General features: G+C 31.7%; 1 protein-coding gene. It reads left to right on the top strand.

What is annotated here, in order from left to right; translation table 11 throughout:
• On the top strand, nucleotides 1-243 hold a 243-nt coding region (locus JHD69_RS20545), incomplete at its 5' end, for a hypothetical protein (RefSeq protein WP_233166143.1).
• Between the last annotated feature and the right edge of the window lie 161 nt (nucleotides 244-404).

The raw sequence follows: 404 nt of genomic DNA, 5'->3' as shown, positions 1-404 counted from the left end.
ACAGGACTGGATAGTATTTCCGAAATACACAATCAACTATTTAATTTAAATATTATGAAATACTTAAACCCTAAACGTTCCATCAAACCACAAAAGGTAATCAAAGTTTTAAAAGAACATGGTCAAGAAGTCACTTACGAACAAGCCGAATTGATATTGGACTTCATGTACAAATTTGGCCAAATAGCAATTGAGCAATATGTAGTAAAAGACGAAAAAGGTGACGAGAATCGAACCCAATAGAACGACTGTTAATCCACTTTTTACCTTAGATTTTTAAAATTAGCTCCGAAATCCAAGTTTTTAGCTAAAATTTATCGAACTCCAGAACAGAGGCTCTCTCTAATTACATCTTATTGACAAACAGTATCTTACAATATAAAATAACAACGGGAATAAAGTTT

Origin of the sequence: Pedobacter sp. ASV12, assembly GCF_016429155.1 — a bacterium.
Taxonomy (GTDB): domain Bacteria; phylum Bacteroidota; class Bacteroidia; order Sphingobacteriales; family Sphingobacteriaceae; genus Pedobacter.
The sequence above is the reverse complement of the archived record's forward strand: the minus strand, read 5'-3'. Positions and strand labels throughout refer to the sequence as shown.